The 14300-nt window shown below is 53.6% G+C and carries 13 protein-coding genes, 1 tRNA gene and 2 pseudogenes; 10 read left to right on the forward strand and 6 right to left on the reverse strand.

Features of this window, described 5'->3' with window-relative positions:
* Positions 1 to 261 precede the first annotated feature (261 nt).
* On the forward strand, positions 262 to 501 hold the full coding sequence (locus ACTOVJ_RS08070; RefSeq protein WP_449504690.1) for a hypothetical protein: 240 nt from the start codon (positions 262 to 264) through the stop codon (positions 499 to 501).
* Positions 502 to 1265: 764 nt separating this feature from the next.
* On the opposite strand, the gene ACTOVJ_RS08075 is transcribed toward ACTOVJ_RS08070, so the two are convergent.
* From ACTOVJ_RS08075 to ACTOVJ_RS08090, 4 genes and pseudogenes are all read right to left on the reverse strand, one after another.
* Complete coding sequence (locus ACTOVJ_RS08075) at positions 1266 to 1394, reverse strand: hypothetical protein (RefSeq protein ID WP_449504447.1); 129 nt, start codon at positions 1392 to 1394, stop codon at positions 1266 to 1268.
* Positions 1395 to 1458: 64 nt separating this feature from the next.
* Positions 1459 to 1824, reverse strand: a complete 366-nt coding sequence (locus ACTOVJ_RS08080) for a hypothetical protein (protein ID WP_449504448.1) — start codon at positions 1822 to 1824, stop codon at positions 1459 to 1461.
* Positions 1825 to 2041: 217 nt separating this feature from the next.
* On the reverse strand, positions 2042 to 2476 hold the full coding sequence (locus ACTOVJ_RS08085; RefSeq protein ID WP_449504449.1) for a hypothetical protein: 435 nt from the start codon (positions 2474 to 2476) through the stop codon (positions 2042 to 2044).
* Between the two features lie 401 nt (positions 2477 to 2877).
* Positions 2878 to 3235 (reverse strand): annotated as a pseudogene (locus ACTOVJ_RS08090) (terminase TerL endonuclease subunit); the annotation flags it as partial.
* A gap of 47 nt (positions 3236 to 3282) precedes the next feature.
* Between ACTOVJ_RS08090 and ACTOVJ_RS08095 the strand changes: the two are divergent.
* The 4 genes and pseudogenes from ACTOVJ_RS08095 to ACTOVJ_RS08110 form a co-directional block, all read left to right on the forward strand.
* Positions 3283 to 3423, forward strand: a complete 141-nt coding sequence (locus ACTOVJ_RS08095; RefSeq protein WP_449504450.1) for a hypothetical protein — start codon at positions 3283 to 3285, stop codon at positions 3421 to 3423.
* A gap of 223 nt (positions 3424 to 3646) precedes the next feature.
* Positions 3647 to 3856, forward strand: a complete 210-nt coding sequence (locus tag ACTOVJ_RS08100; protein WP_449504691.1) for a hypothetical protein — start codon at positions 3647 to 3649, stop codon at positions 3854 to 3856.
* 57 nt (positions 3857 to 3913) lie between these two features.
* Positions 3914 to 4399 carry an IS3 family transposase gene (locus ACTOVJ_RS08105; RefSeq protein ID WP_449504451.1) on the forward strand — a complete coding sequence of 162 codons (486 nt, stop codon included), beginning with the start codon at positions 3914 to 3916 and terminating at the stop codon, positions 4397 to 4399.
* A gap of 189 nt (positions 4400 to 4588) precedes the next feature.
* Positions 4589 to 4969: pseudogene (locus ACTOVJ_RS08110) on the forward strand (recombinase family protein); the annotation flags it as partial.
* 124 nt (positions 4970 to 5093) lie between these two features.
* Here the strand turns inward: ACTOVJ_RS08110 and ACTOVJ_RS08115 are convergent.
* The gene (locus ACTOVJ_RS08115; protein WP_449504452.1) at positions 5094 to 5696 is read right to left on the reverse strand and encodes a hypothetical protein; all 603 of its coding nucleotides are present in this window, start codon (positions 5694 to 5696) and stop codon (positions 5094 to 5096) included.
* Between the two features lie 270 nt (positions 5697 to 5966).
* On the opposite strand from ACTOVJ_RS08115, the gene ACTOVJ_RS08120 reads away from it, so the two are divergent.
* The 4 genes from ACTOVJ_RS08120 (at position 5967) to ACTOVJ_RS08135 (ending at position 12071) form a co-directional block, all read left to right on the forward strand.
* A complete protein-coding gene (locus ACTOVJ_RS08120) occupies positions 5967 to 6770 on the forward strand; it encodes a hypothetical protein (protein ID WP_449504453.1) in 804 nt (267 codons plus the stop codon).
* A gap of 29 nt (positions 6771 to 6799) precedes the next feature.
* Positions 6800 to 7465: a tetratricopeptide repeat protein gene (locus ACTOVJ_RS08125; RefSeq protein WP_449504692.1), complete on the forward strand. Its 666-nt coding sequence runs from the start codon at positions 6800 to 6802 to the stop codon at positions 7463 to 7465.
* A gap of 8 nt (positions 7466 to 7473) precedes the next feature.
* Complete coding sequence (locus ACTOVJ_RS08130) at positions 7474 to 10392, forward strand: hypothetical protein (protein ID WP_449504455.1); 2919 nt, start codon at positions 7474 to 7476, stop codon at positions 10390 to 10392.
* Between the two features lie 482 nt (positions 10393 to 10874).
* A complete protein-coding gene (locus ACTOVJ_RS08135) occupies positions 10875 to 12071 on the forward strand; it encodes an alpha/beta hydrolase family protein (RefSeq protein ID WP_449504456.1) in 1197 nt (398 codons plus the stop codon).
* A 344-nt stretch (positions 12072 to 12415) separates the two neighbouring features.
* Here ACTOVJ_RS08135 and ACTOVJ_RS08140 read toward each other — a convergent pair.
* Positions 12416 to 12489: transfer RNA gene (locus tag ACTOVJ_RS08140), tRNA-Gly, on the reverse strand.
* 360 nt (positions 12490 to 12849) lie between these two features.
* Here ACTOVJ_RS08140 and gltS point away from each other — a divergent pair.
* Positions 12850 to 14070 carry a sodium/glutamate symporter gene (gene gltS, locus ACTOVJ_RS08145; protein ID WP_449502579.1) on the forward strand — a complete coding sequence of 407 codons (1221 nt, stop codon included), beginning with the start codon at positions 12850 to 12852 and terminating at the stop codon, positions 14068 to 14070.
* Positions 14071 to 14300: the final 230 nt, after the last annotated feature.

The following is a 14300-nucleotide window of genomic DNA, read 5'->3' on the forward strand; positions in this document are numbered from 1 at the left end:
ATATACACTGTAGATAACCGTATTTAGTCAACAAAGTTGTTGCGCAAATATTGTTTTACTTGCAGCAGGAATCGACACTTACTGCGGAATACAGACACCCCAGCACAACGCTAGCGGTTGAACACGTAAGGAGGAAGATCTGAAAATACGATTATCGCTGGGCTGACAAGCATAGCGCTCGCAATCAGCGGGGCGGACACCGCTAACGCGGCGGAAGACAATGGTTTTCATGCCGAGTCTCTTGCAGTTGAGCAAGGATATTTGGCTGGGGTTAATGATCTTGGGCAGCAAGTTATTCTGGAGCAGGAGAGCCAGGACGCGAAAACGTTGGAGGAGGGGTTTGAAACGTTCTTCCTCGCACAAGGGAATAATGGCAGGCTTAGCTACAAGTTTCAAGAAAACGGCATGATTCTGTTCTCTACTGTTATAGAAATGGGTGATAGCGACCCTGCTATTTTTACTACGAGCTTCCTGCTGTTTCACAGGAGGCTTCAGTCCTGAAAGCTGTTGCAAGATATCGGCCATATGAAATGCGATCTGGCGGTAATGAGTGGTGGCCTAAGATTTGGGCTGGAAAGGATAGTAGAGGTACCTGGGTGCGATTTAATCGTACTTCCCAAAGTTTAATGTATAGCGCTGCTGGAACTGGTCTTAAAGCGGCTATTTGCGCTATTCCAGGAGTAAATGCAGTGGGTTGTGCTGTGGTGTGGGGAGCCACATTGGTAGCAAAGAAAGTCATGAAGAGGGTTGGGCGTTGTCAAAGTTCCCGCCCTTGGTTGTATGTATATCTAGCAAAGGCTAGTGGAAGTTGCAGGAGGTAACGATGCGGAACAGTTCAAAAGTTATTCGACCAGGAGATTTTAACAGAAAGTATTTCCGCTATTCGTTGTTTGCAATGCCATTTATCATTCCTCTAGCGATTTGGTCTTCTTGGGATTTTGTAAATCGATTTGATCAAGTCTGGCTCAAGATTGCTATTTGTGTCGGAATTAGCATTGGGGCGTATATAGGTGGAGTACTGTTGTTTTGGTGGAATGGATTCTGGCAAAACAGAAGAAGGCAATCGTCTCTGTGACACATAGTTTCCTCACAACGTTTTCCTGATTGACGGGGTGCGTGCCACTTACGGTATGCACCCCGTTCCTTTAACTAAAAATAGGATAAATCTATGGGTTTTCTTGATTGCTTGCGTGGGGATACTATCCGCACCTCTGACGATCACGTGATCAGTTCTGGTTATAGTTTCTTTTTCAGGGCGACGTCGTCTACATCGCCAAGCGCTCCGTCACCACACGACCCGAACTCGTGGCACCAAAGAAAAAGCTATAACCATCACCCGTGAGAGCCTTGTCAGTAGTGGGATCTTTACGGAAAAGATTGCGAAATCTACTCATGATTTTCCCTAATATTCGAGTAGTTCCTGCCACGAAACCAGTGGCAGGAACTACTCACAGCAAACTAGCCTTGACATTGAGTCGCTCTATCGATTTGTAGGGAATTTAGGATACTGACGAGATTTTGAATGGAAGCTGCATCACGTGAATCGATACCGTTAATTCGGAGATGTTCATAATCTGCAGCAAATGCTCCCTCTGGGGCTGAAATAATATATTGATCCAGCTCTTGGAAACCTTCTAGGAGATGCTCGGCAACTTCATCTATCAAGATTTGGTCTTGACTATTGACAATCGATATGGAGTCAGAAACTACCGGCGCAGAATGACGCTCTAATATGGAAGCGTTTGCGGCGGGAACTAGGCTAATTACCATTGATGCGGCAGCTGCGCTGGCAAGCGTAGCACGGATTACATTCCTTATTTCCATCACCCCTTTCAATTATTCTTACTATTCTTATTTAGCGATCTTGAGAATACGTCGGCAACAAATATGATTACGCTTATCCCGACATAGGTATACAAAATCTCTCCCCAAGTTTCAAAGATCCACAGATTTGTCCAGTTTCCGAGAAGAACTCCTAATGCAACGCAGGGCAAAGCCACCAGAAAGCATGAAATCATACTGAAAATGTATTTCTTTACCATCACCACTCACCTCTGCAGTAGGAGGCAGATTTTCCTAACGCAATCGCAAGACCGACTGCATTAGCTTTCCATCCACGATTTAGCCCAGCTGACCCAGCGATTTGAAGTATCGTTTTAGCAGCTAATGGCCACTGAGCTGCGCGTATTGCTGTATACAAACTATTAGTTAATCGCGCCACCATGTTAACACCGACAGCGTCGGCAATAACACATTTTGCAAACGACCATCCATCCCGTAAGTCATATCCCAGATTTTCGTTGTTAATTTCATTCATCAATAGTGCAAAATTCTGCAAATCCGTAATATTATGTGCATACTGAGATTTACTGACCTCTTCGATATTGACACGCATATAGTTTTGGTCATCAATAGAAATGTACTTCGTACAGAGTTCCTCAACTGAAGCTTCATCAGCAGAATCTAGAGTCTGCATGGATTTAGGCAAAGCGGCAACGATGGATTTCTCATGCTGACTGTGTGACGTTCTAGATGTTTCTATAATTCCTAAAGATAGAACTTCATCAAACTGTACTGGTTAAGTTCATAGCGCTTGAGCAAGTTGAAATGATGGCGGTTTTTCATCAGCGACAGCAACACCTGTTCCGCCGATTGCGAGCATTATGCTTGTCAACCCGCCTATAATTGTGTTTCGGATTTTCATGTTTTCTCCTTATGTGCCTCACCACCCGCATCGTGCTGGGCTCTCTGTTCCGCCATAGTCTTGAGTGACTTTGACGGGAAACCTCCTCGTCTTTGAGGATTGAAAAGAGCGCGCCATAAGTCTCATTTTCTGTTCAATGGTTTTTCCTCACTTACATTACCAATAAGTCCGCGTTAATCGTAAACGCTCCCGCTGGGAGCCTTGGCCGCATCTAATGACACGATCGAGAGCCATGATGGTTGCGACTACGCCGTCGATCTTCTCCGTCGACTTTTGCTTGTCGGGTTTGATGTTGCCGGCCGGGTCTTGGCGGATGTGGGTGTTGTCGACCATCCAGGTCAGCACCTCGTTCCCGACGTAATGCAGACTTCCCTCGAGGGCGAGCTTCATGAACTCCTTGGATGGCGGGCTCATGTCCTTGAAACCCTGTCCGAAGAGGACGACGGTGAAACCGGCGTCTTCGAGGTTCTGGCTCATTTGGGTTGCGCCCCAACGGTCGAAAGCGATCTGGCGGATATTGAAGCGTTCTGAAGTGGTCTGGGTTTTGTTCCGTTTGAGTAGATGGGAAAGCCTGGGTTATGTCAAAGAAATTTGATCAAGATGCGAAAGATCGTGTGGTTTGTCTGGTTGAGGATCGGATCCTTGCTGAGGGAGTCTCGATTCAGGTCGCGTACGAGGTTGTTGCTCCTAACGCTTGGGGTCTGCTGGTATACGGCTAGGCAGTGGACCCAACAAGCCCGACGTTCAGGTACGCTCAGGCGAGCAGAAGATGTGATCGTTGAAAATGCGCGGTTACGACGCGAGAACTAAGAGTTACGTGACACGAACGAGATTGTGAAATTGGCATCGGCTTTTCGCATCGGAACTCGACCCAAAACGTTAAGAAATGATTACATATGCATTGGTAAGCATTGTGATTGTTTTCGTGTCGAGTTCATGTGTGTGTCGTTAAACCGGGAGCGCGAAGGCGGTTTTATCCCCTCGCGTGGATACCGTAATGCTAAGAGCCGTCAACTCTCAGCTCGAGCCAAGCGCGATGAACAACTCATCGAGTTCGTCTGCAAAATCCACAAAGAGAACTACGCAGTCTATGGGGTGAGAAAAATGTGGCACGCTAATGCCATGGCGTTGATATCGGCCGGGCGTGAGTAAACTCTGCATTTAATGCGTTTAGCCGGAGTTTGCGACAAAGGTAAAGGACGATCGCCGATGACCACTGGTAAAGCAAAGACGTCTGATACTCGTGCGGATTTAGTACAACGTGATGTCACAGCCGACGATCCGAACCGGCTATGGGTCGCGGACATCACGTACGTGAAAACAGTTACGGGATTTGTGTATGCCGCGTTTGTTACTGACGTGTCTAGTAAGAAGATTGTGGGTTGGGTGTTATCAGATTCGATGCGAACAAAAGCACTACCACTACAGGCACTCAACCAGGCAATTTATAATACTTACTCGACCACTGATCTAATCCATCATGCTGACCATGGCTCGCAGTACATCTCGCTGATCTACCACGAGCGTCTCGTCGAGGCCGGAATTACTCAATCTACAAGCAATGATGGGGATTGTTACGATAACGCGCTAGCCGAAAACGTCAACGGCTCGTATAAAAACGAGCTCATCCACGCTCGCTCGCGGGACAACGTCCTCGAGGTCGAGATCGCAACCTTTCAATGGGTGACCTGGTAGAACACCAGCCAGCTCCACGAGAACCTTGACTACCGCACGCCGCAGGAAATCGAGGAAGAGTACTGGTGTCGACATAAGTCGTCATCGATAATGGAAAACAAGACAAACACCTAGAAAGAAAACCCAGACCACTTCAGTTGCGGCTCGTGTGGGAAGAATTATCAACGTAAAACCCGCACCGTCACCGCGATACCCGCAACAAAAACACCCGGGACTGCCGCAACCCTGTCTGGGGTTCCGGCACGCAGACGGGTTGCCGCCTATGCGCGAGTTTCCACTGAGATGGAAGAACAAACCTCCTCCTACGAGGCTCAGATCGACTACTACACCACCTACATTCGCTCCCGTAGTGATTGGCAGTTCGCGGGCATGTACTCCGACGAAAGCATCTCTGGCACTTCCATGAAACGCCGCGAGGGATTCCATACCATGATCGATGACGCAGTGGCAGGCAAAATTGATCTGATCCTGACCAAGTCCGTCTCCCGGTTCGCACGCAACACCGTGGACTCGCTCACCACCGTACGCAAGCTCAAGGATGCAGGTGTCGAGGTCTATTTCCAAAAGGAGATACTTACACGTTCATTTTGATACAAGACTGGCTTGGGGGCAGATTCATTCGGTAGGGGGTGTTTTCCAAAGACGGGGGTAGGAATTGCTGGTTTTTATTGCTGTGAGCGAGTTAGCTGGCCGATTATTCGTCTTTGAAGATGACGCTGATGGCTCCATTAGCGTTGATAATGGCGTGGTCGACGAGGGTGTTCCATGCTTGGTCGCTGTATGCGAGTGGTGGCAGGGTGGCGAGGTAGAAGTGGACTTTGATGGCTTGTGCTCGGCGGTGGCGCAGATCGTCGATCTTGTCGGTGATGTGCTGGTGCTCGGTCTCGAGTTGGCGGTGTTGGGTTTCGAGCTGGTGGTAGCGGCGGTCGTAGTCTTCGGGGTCTTGGGCTGTGGCTGCTGCGGTGGTGATGAGTTGGTTCATCAGCGTGATCGTTTCTTCGATCCGCTCCCCTAGCGTGGCCTGCGTGATTTCGAGCTTGGTGGTGTCGTAGACGGTTTCGTCGAGTAAGTGCATGGTGTCATGAAGAACATCGTTGCCCGTGACCCGCTCAGCCAGGGCTTTGGCGAGGGCGTCTTTGATTTGGTCGCCAGTGACATGGGGAGTGGCGCACCGATGGGGGTTCTTGTATTCGTTGTTGAAGCGCCAGATGTAGCGGCGGAATTTGCTGGTGGAGTGCCAGACTTTCCGTCCAAAACTGCCACTGCATTCAAATTGAGCTGAGGATCGAATTATCATACGATACTTACGTATGCAAGCCGAGCACACGCCCGCGAGGGCGACATCCCAGCCAACGTTGGCTGTTTATCACAGGAAGTGAAACCATGAAGATCAAGACGCGCAAGGTCTCGAAGCCGAAGACCAACATGGCTGTCATGTACTGCTACAAGAGCAAGTCGCTGGTCTGACCAGTATCGACATGCACCGCCGACTGGTCCGGCCCGGGAGCACTTTCCTGGGCCGGACCAGTCCTACAAAAGAGCTTGTCCTGGATGAAAGAGTCGAATCGTGAACTTTAATTACCACGGCACGGACCTACGGGCACCGTTTTCTCTCCTGCGTGAACTACTCCCCGAGCTTGACATTCTCGCTGGTACGAACTGGCAAGACTCCTCGCTGACTCGGGCCGTCTTCCATCGTCCCGGCCGAGACGACGAGAGTCTCAGCGAGCGCCAAAGCCCCGACGACCAGCTGCGCTATTACACGAAAGAACGAGTTTTGCGGGGACTGCGGCTGGTTGCCTTCGACTACGGTGCCAAAATTGAAAAAGACATCGTTTTGAAGCTGACGTCGTTCCCGACTGATCCGGACGGCAGGTTCATTGAGTGGCTCGGCTCTAAGGGACCTCTCAAGGTCGAGGTTAGCCTTCAGCCGAAAGGCGGCAACCTGACTCGCGACCGGCACTCGGAAAAGTTCCACAACGTAGTCGCCGGCATCAAAGACGGGACCCTAAAACCGAATGAACTCTCGACCTACTTGGGTCTACTTTTGAGCTACGGGGATTCATGGACCGCGAAGCTCGTTGCTGATGCCTACCTCAGCTCGGTGGACGAAGCTGATGTCGCGTTGATGGACACGCTGGGCATCCCGTATGCGCTGCAGGGTGACACTGGGATGGCGAAGCTGCTCTGGGATCGGTGGTTTACGGCTTCGCCGATCGACGAGGCACGGGCCCGGTACTCACTTTCAATGCTTCAGGCGCGTCACAATCCGCGAGCCCTACTAGACCCGGCAGGCGCCGAGGAGAACCTTGAGCTGGCCTGGCAGAGACTCCAAGGCGAGCCCTCGAGCCCGCAGATAGAGCGCAGATAGAGTATGAGAGCGTTTTCAACCGCAACGGTATGGCGCTTCTTCTTTTCCGGAAGAAGAACTTTGCGGAGGCTAGAGTGGTACTCGAGGCGGGGATCGCCGACCTTCAGGCCTCAGATTACGCCGAGCAGCTGCATCACACGGTGCTTACATCCAATTTGGCTCGAGTCGTGAAAGAAATGGGGGATTTTAAAGAGGCAGAGCGACTGTTTCGCGAGGCCATCGCGATGGATCCGAAGTTCGCCGAATACCATCAGGATCTCGCATCGTTCTTGAGCGACATGGGCCGCTTCGAGGAAGCGGCGGTAGAGGCTGAACGCACTGTAGCCCTCGACCCGAGTATGCCCGAGGCGCACCGCCTTTTCGGATTCATCCTCATGCGAATGGGGGACCCGCGTCGCGCTAGAGACGAGTATGCGAAAGCAGCGAATCTTGGGGACGATGCAGCGGTCCTGGACATGTTGCGCGCATCATATGAGGCGGGAACACCCGAATGGACCGTGCAATGTACCTCCCGCACTGCACAGGCGGAACTCGATGTGAAGTCTAGAGCCGAGGTGGAGCTTTTGCTTACGCAGGCTCGGGCTGCTCTCGATCCGAGCATGGATGTCCAGGCAGCCCTCAACGACCTCCACGCTCGCTTTCCGGACGACGAGCTTATCGACGAGGCCGTACGCCTGAACGCGGATGCCGGATGACTGGCGGTGTGACGGTGATCGATCAAAAGCGGCGAGGCGAAGCCCAGAGTGCTCGTGGCCTACACCTGAGAGACATGCCCATTAAGCCCTTGTATGAGCGCTATCAACGGCTGACACGGAGCCTTCCGAGACGGATCCGCTGGCTTGCTTTGGTGTTCACGCCGGCGGGCACGAGTTTCATCGTCTTCACCGCTGGTCTATCAAGTGTTGCCGGAGCTCTAGCGATCACCGCAGGTATCGGACGGGTGACGTCAGGGGCGACGACCCCAGCCAGCGTTATTTGGCTGCTCATCTTGGGTTTCCTGGCTGAAAGTGTCGGGTACTGGGTGAAGGAACGCCAAGAGTTGCTGCTCACGGTCGTGGTCCGGCAGCTAACATACCGGCGGTTCCGGGACGTTTTTCGTAGGTCATCTCCTCCGCCGAAGGCACACGGACATGTTCTGACGTACCCAGCACAGATCAGCCAGTTTGCCTTCGTTGTTGATTTCGCCGTTTCGACGGTTCAGATCATTGCCTTTCTTACGGTCTCGCTCGCGCTATATGGTGCAAGCGGCGCCATCGCTGCGTTACTCATCGCCGGGTTGGTGCTCGTCAGCGTCAGACTCATCAACTTGGTGGGCCGACTGTGGGAGCAGTACGTCGCTCTAGAGGGGGAGCGCAGGCGGTGGGTCCAGCGAGTAGCGGACGCGCTGCCTCGAGGTCAAAGTATCCCCAGCTGGGGCACCGCCCTCGGCAAGATCGCCAGCATCCGAAATGCCGAAGAGCAGCTTCTGCGCAGGCGCGTCCCGTTGCAGATCCTGAATGGATTCCTTGAACGGGGAGCGCTGACTGTGATGCTTGCTGTGGTTGCAATCGTCGGCGCATGGATCTGGCCCGAAGCTAGTTTCGGTGTTGAAATCATCCTCGCGGCCCGCTACCTGTACGCGGCCGTGCAGAACAACATCGTGAACTATCGAGTTATTCGGCTCGCGGTGCCAATGATGCGTGAGCTCGACAAGCTCGAGGCGTGTCCAGATTGCGCGGACGGACGGCAAAATTTTCCGGAGCGCCATTCGAGTGCTATAGAGGTACTCGAGGCCACTTCTGATCGTGCTGAAGCCTTGCGTACGTCCGCGGCCACCCCCGATTCTGCTTTCGTGCCACGCAATCCGGAAGTGTCCCAGTCGGTATTGTCAGCCTGGAGGACTTCTGCGTTGCCACAGCGGATATCCAGGTTCACTAGCCTCGCCTTAGGTATGGGGCTCTCTGAGGAAGCGATCGGGCGGTTCTGGCGGGATGCAACAACCCTGTCGTCGGGAGAGAGGCACCGTGCTGCCATCGCTCTCGTCTTGGCGGATGAACCGGACTGGCTAATTCTGGACGATACGTTCTCGGCGCTCGATCCTGTGACGCGGGAAGTGGTTGCCGAGATAATCCTGGCGTGCGTACCAGCGTGCACGCTTCTAGCGAGCTCAGAGGAGTACGTGCCGAGTGCGTTCGCCCGTGGCAGTGACACGAGGAGAGACCGTGTTGAGGCGCAGGCCGACAGCTTCGGGACGTCCGAGGGGGTAGAAGCTGGTTCGACGGATGCGGGCGAGCGAGGGGATCTTCCTGACCCTCAGCCGAAACGTGGCGGGTTCCGACGATCTGTCTTGCTGCTGTTCGGGCCTCATGTGGTTTGGATTGCGCTTGGTGCCCTACTCCTGAGCGGATCTGAAGTTGCTTTTGCGTTGACACTTGCTCAAGGAGATGCGTTGTCCGCTCAGACTGCTCGAATTTCAACTGCTTGTGCGGTGGCAGCGATCGTTGGGTCCGTCATGTTCTTTGGCCCGCTCTACCGGGTCCCGATCGCTCGACTGGGCGAGTTGCACGGCCGGGTTACGCGAAGGCTCGATCGATTCGCCAGTCCTAGAACAAGTGGTGCGGTCGTGGGACGCCTCGGTGAAGACTTCTCTGACCTTCAAATGTCGGTGCCGAGTGCCCTGGGTTCGGTGTTCTTGGTCATCGTGCAGACCGTGATGCTTGTCGGAGGCGCAGTGGCCGGCGCCCCGTTGTTCATCATCATTGTTTTAGCGGTGGCGCCACTCGCGTTGCTTGCTATGCGTCAGGGTTCGAAGTGGATTCTCCCCGCCTCGACGATGGCTGCAAATCGTCGAGGCGACTTCATCGGAGCTGTCGGTGCACAAGCCGGCTTACGTACTGCGCCCGTTAGTGCAGGTCTGCGTCGGGCTGGAGAAGAGGCCTACGCTAATTCAGAGGCTGCATACGTCAGTAGCTCAGTTCAATTAGCTAACGCCTACGCACTCCGCACCGGACTAATCCAGATCCTCGTATTGTCACTGAACATTTCTGCAGTGGTGTTGGTGTTGCTAACCGGAGGATCGAACCCACTAGTCGCTCCCGCCGCCGTAATCTACTTCGCAGTGACTCTCTCTTCTGGCGTTCAATTCACGGTGGAGACGCTGCAAGAGGTTGGTGTAGTGGGTTTGACTGCGGAACGCGTCAGGGTGCTTGAAGAGCATGAGGTCGAACGTTCTTATCCGCCCGTGCGGTCTACTGACCTAGATTTGCTTGAAGACACTCTTGACTATGGCTATTCAATGGTCGCCTTGATTGGGCCAACTGGCTCCGGGAAATCCGTCATTCTTGACGCTCTATGCCGTCGTTTCCCCGAAGGCGAAGTTGCGGTCGTACCAGATACTGATCCGTTCGCACCTGAAGAATCGGATTTGAGCGGTCTCGCGCTTGCGCATTCCGTGCTGCGTGAAGGTACTGCTCGACTTATATTGCTCGATGAGACCCTAAAGGGGCTAACTCCATCAGAGGAGCGCGCTGAGATCGAGTCGTTGGCGTGCGCGCTCGAAGGAAGTGGCAAACAGGCTGTGATCGTCCTCCACTCGCGCTCTAATCTCGATTATTTCAAAGTAGTGGTGAATCTGGATGAGTGATCTGGCGCAATTGCTATCCTTTTCTCCGAGAACTATCGATGATGAGAGGCGGATCTACAGGGCCACACCTGTCGCGTGGACTGAATCGTCGGTGGTGCTTCTGAACGAGTACGGCGCTACGCTATGCAAATCTGACCGCGAGGCGACCCCACTAGACCTCCCTGAAGCGGATGAGGTTGTGTTGAGCCCCGACGGCGTAATCTACGCATGCTGGTTCGAGCGAGACAGCTTCCGGGTCCAGGCGTATCAATTTAAGACTGAGGCGTTCAATCCTACCGGTCAGCCGTGTGTGGTGAATGTTCGTGGCCTGCACAGCGAGGACCTCGTAGTGCTCGGTGTCCCCGGCGGTGTAGAGCTGTGGCTGGATACAGCGGAGCGGTGCCAAAGAATCTGGACGATCTCGAACGGCTGTGCGAGAAGGGCCCCGGCGTCAGTGGTCCAAAGGCCCACGGGGGGATCTACTGTTCAGCTCCGGTAAGGTCGTGGGATTCGCGGAAGACCTTGGCGTCAAGGGCACATTCCTGAACATTGTGGACGTGGTAAGCCAGGCAATGTGGACAGTTCGGTCTGCGTTCGCTTTCACTGCTTTAGGTCGAGTTCTCGCCATCTCCATCAGCAACCCCACTGACGACGACACGCTTCACGGCCTGCACGTCTTCGCTGACGGCCAGGCGACCTTTCTGGAGACCGACGGACCTGTCCTGGAAGCCGGAGGCGACTCCACTCGCGTGGTGATGTCAGTGTTCACAGGTAGCGATGCGCAGCCACGTGAGATCACTCAAGACGACATCGGTGGCTTGGCAGTGCGCCATTTGGACGCCCTTGATGGATACAAGGCCCTGTCTCTTAACGGCAGCCTTTACACCGCGCGTGGGTTCACGGACACGCTTACGGTCGCCTTTACCCCCAGTCGGAGTCGATTGCTGCAAAGTACTCGTCCAACTACTGCAGAGTCGATTCTCCCCTCCATGCACGGGGAATATGTGGTGTCTCGTGCACCGGGTCGCGCAACGGGTGCAGTGATCCATTTCCATGGAGGTCCAGAGGGTTACGAGGTCCCGGAAGGTCGGTTATTCGGACTTCCACAATGGTGCAACGCGCACGGCTTAGATTGGATCGGCGTGAACTACCAGGGATCACTCATGCCGAACCGTCTATGTACACGTTCGGCATGGCACAGGTGGAGGTCCGCGATGCAGGAGGATCTCTTGGGGGCCGTCGAACTAACCTCTGGCCCCCTCGTGCTGGCAGGCTGGAGCTTCGGCGCAACTTTGGCTCTTGCACTCGGCTCATCTACTGAACGGGTGAAGGGCCTGTTGCTGGGGGCGACTACAGGCGACCTGGCAAAGCATGTGGAGCACGCCGCGACTATAGACCCAGGGCATCGTGACTGGTTTGCACGGCGATTCGATCTGGGAGGCGACGACGCCAAGTTCTTTAGCGGAGTGAATGGGTTCAACGCAGACCTTCAGGTGCTGGAGATACACGGCGAAGATGACATGAACTGCCCTATCTACCTTGCGAACGAGGTGGCGGAGTGCTGGAAGAAACGAGGGAACCCGTGGGAGCGGGTGTGGCTTCCGGGACGAGGGCACTTTGCATCCATCCCGGAGGATGCTGAGCTCATCTCGGAGTCAGCCCGCGGCTTCCTGACTCGCGTACTGCTCGAAACGGTCTGATTCGGACAGTAGCGAAGGTTACCGCTGCTCGCGAGTCGTGCCCATCTGGGGTACACTCAATGGGACACCGTGTTGGCGGAAGGCAAAGCCCACTGAGGCCTGAACCTTTTGACGATTGCCTATACTTTTTGACGGAAGCCTATACCTTTTGACGGCGCCCCAGTCTGCGCCTCACGTAACTGTACGAGCACCCTAATCTGGCCCCAGGAAGCCGCCACCAACCCAACCTCCACCCACTCCCGAGAGACACTAAACCCCTCGAATCCCGCGAAATACCAGGTAAAACGCGGAATCCAAGGGGTTCAGATCGCACTCGAATCTTTGTATCAAAATGAGCGTCCTAGTGGAGCGGGTGACGGGAATCGAACCCGCCTCTGCAGCTTGGGAAGCTGCCATTCTACCGATGAACTACACCCGCATGAGCATCAAGCACTGTGAAATTCTATCTATTCTCACGCCGTCCAGCAACTGATATTCCCTTCCCCTCCCGATATTCCCCAGTCATCCGAAAATGTCAGCATGACGAACTTCGCATACATTGCGCGCAAACCTATGGTATTTTTCAATAGTGCGTGTGGAGAGCTATAGGCTCCCAGCAGGAAAAATGGATCACAAATGCACAGGAAGGCCATAACGCCAGCGAGCTATTCGCTACTTAGAACGCTTGATCCATTAGCTTTCCGAGCAGGAAAGAACCGCGTCGTCTCATTTTTTTCGATGGCAGACGCAGCAAAAGTTTCCTTTCGGGAGCTTCCCCTATTTTGAGAAGAGGTGTTGAATGACGATCGAATTTACCATGATCCAGTCGATTGGTTTCGCAGTTATACTGTTGCTCATTGGCCGTTTTTTGCGTAGCCACATTGGCATTCTTGAGCGTTTTGCGATCCCGTCGCCAGTGATCGGCGGCTTTCTTTTCGCGCTCATCAATCTACTTTTCCACTACACGCAGTGGGTGACTGTCACTTTCGATTCGACGCTACAGAGCTTCTTCATGATTGTGTTCTTCACGTCTATCGGCTTTGGCGCAAGCCCAATGATTCTCAAGAAAGCTGGCCCGAAGGTCGCGATTTTCCTCTCTATTGCCGTTGCCTTGGTAATCTTGCAGAATCTCGTTGCTCTCGGCCTGGCTCCAGTCCTCCATATTCCTGGCCCGATCGCGTTGATGACAGGCTCGACGGCGATGACCGGAGGACACGGTACCTCTGCCGGTATCGCACCTCTTGTCGAGGCAGCTGGTCTCACGGGTGCAGAATCCGTTGCTTACACTGCAGCAACATTTGGCCTTGTGGCGGGATCACTTATCGGCGGTCCGATCGCTGCACGCCTTATTCGCTCGAAGAATCTCGCCGATATTCATGACAAGGACAAGAAGGATTACTCCTTCCTTCGCGAAACAATGCATCCGCTTGATACCGAGCGTATGACCACAGGATTCATTTGGCTCCTCGCTGCGATGTTCGCCGGCTCCTACATTACGGATGCCATCAACCACATTATTCAGGGCTGGACCTCGATGGCACAGTTCCCGGCATATCTTGGTCCGATGATCGTTGGCGTCTTGGCACGCTGGCTCTCTGACCGTCGTTATACCCGGAAGGGTGGCGTAGAAATCGTTGCGCACCAAGAGATCGAGGTTATTGGAAACGTCTCTCTCAGTCTTTTCCTTGCAATGGCTTTGATGAGTGTTAAGTTGTGGGATCTTGGCTCGCTCGCCCTCCCAATGGTCGTTCTGCTTGCAGCACAGACCATCCTGACGTTCCTCTACGTTCGTTTTGTTACCTTCAAGGCGATGGGGTCTACCTATGACGCTGCTGTTCTGCTTGCCGGGCACGCAGGCTTTGGTATGGGCGCGACACCAAATGGCGTAGCCAACATGGAATCAGTGACACGCAAATTCGGGCCTTCACCAACAGCCTTCTTTGTCTTACCAGTTGTGGGTGGAATGTTCATCGATTTCTTCAACGTTTTCATCATTACCGTTTTCTTAGCTTTGGTCTAACCTTCATTGATCAGTAGGGGTGCTGGGAGCATATGCTTCCAGCACCCCTACTTTCATCTGTGTTGATCTCAAATCTTGTACTTTCCCTGGGTTGCCTCAAATCTCTCTGTTGACGCTCTACATGATGGATGCGCTAACATTCCATTCATTCAGGATAGAAAAATGGTGGTGGGGGCCGGGCCCAACCAGAGGGGCCCCCCAGGGGTTGTTTGGTGGGTGTTAGGCACCCC

This window comes from Arcanobacterium sp. (ex Cirak et al. 2026), assembly GCF_053585065.1.